Origin of the sequence: Pseudomonas sp. NPDC088885 (assembly GCF_044750025.1) — a bacterium.
GTDB lineage: Bacteria > Pseudomonadota > Gammaproteobacteria > Pseudomonadales > Pseudomonadaceae > Aquipseudomonas > Aquipseudomonas rustica.
This window is the reverse complement of the sequence record NZ_JBIVJB010000249.1, coordinates 1-1,324: the sequence shown is the minus strand read 5'-3', so window position 1 is coordinate 1,324 and position 1,324 is coordinate 1. Positions and strand designations below refer to the sequence as shown.

Genomic DNA, 1,324 nt, shown 5'->3' with positions numbered 1-1,324 from the left:
TCGCAGGACGTTGTATTGGGTCTGTACTACATGACTCGTGAAGCGATCAACGCCAAGGGCGAAGGTCGTGTATTCGCGGATCTGCAGGAAGTTGACCGTGTGTTCCGTGCCGGCGAAGCCGCACTGCACGCCAAAGTTAAAGTACGTATTAACGAAACCGTTAATGATCGTGACGGTGGCAGCGTCAAGAACACCCGTATCGTCGACACTACCGTTGGCCGTGCGCTGTTGTTCCAGGTTGTTCCGCCAGGTCTGTCGTACGACGTCGTCAACCTGCCAATGAAGAAAAAGGCGATCTCCAAGCTGATCAACCAGTGCTACCGCGTGGTTGGTTTGAAAGAGACCGTGATCTTCGCTGACCAGTTGATGTACACCGGTTTCGCTTACTCGACAATCTCCGGCGTTTCCATCGGTGTTAACGACTTCGTTATCCCGGACGAGAAAGCCCGCATCATCGGTGCCGCTACCGACGAAGTGAAAGAGATCGAGAGCCAGTACGCCTCCGGCCTGGTAACCCAGGGCGAGAAGTACAACAAAGTGATCGACCTTTGGTCGAAAGCGAACGACGAAGTTTCCAAGGCAATGATGGCCAACCTCTCGAAAGAGAAGGTTATCGACCGTCACGGCGTTGAAGTCGATCAAGAGTCTTTCAACTCGATGTACATGATGGCCGACTCGGGTGCGCGGGGTTCCGCAGCACAGATTCGTCAGCTGGCCGGTATGCGTGGTCTGATGGCCAAGCCGGACGGTTCCATCATTGAAACGCCGATTACTGCGAACTTCCGTGAAGGTTTGAGCGTACTTCAGTACTTCATCTCGACCCACGGTGCTCGTAAAGGTCTGGCGGATACCGCGTTGAAAACTGCGAACTCCGGTTACCTGACTCGTCGTCTGGTAGACGTGGCGCAGGATCTGGTTGTAACCGAGATCGATTGCGGCACCGAACACGGTCTGCTGATGACTCCGCACATTGAAGGCGGTGACGTTGTAGAGCCGTTGGGTGAGCGCGTATTGGGTCGTGTTATTGCCCGTGACGTATTCAAGCCTGGTACCGAAGAAGTCATCGTTCCTGCCGGCACGCTGGTAGACGAGAAGTGGGTCGAGTTCATCGAACTCAACAGCATCGACGAAGTGATCGTTCGCTCGCCGATCAGCTGCGAAACCCGCTACGGTATCTGCGCCAAGTGCTACGGCCGCGATCTGGCTCGTGGTCACCAGGTGAACATCGGTGAAGCGGTCGGTGTTATCGCTGCCCAGTCCATCGGTGAGCCGGGTACTGCGCTGATGGCGGTGATTCCGCTGGATCAACTGTGGATCGACGCCA

General features: G+C 55.6%; 1 pseudogene. It reads left to right on the top strand.

Annotation, left to right across the window (positions count from 1 at the left end):
• Positions 1-1,324: pseudogene (locus tag ACIP1X_RS28990) on the top strand (DNA-directed RNA polymerase subunit beta'); the annotation flags it as partial.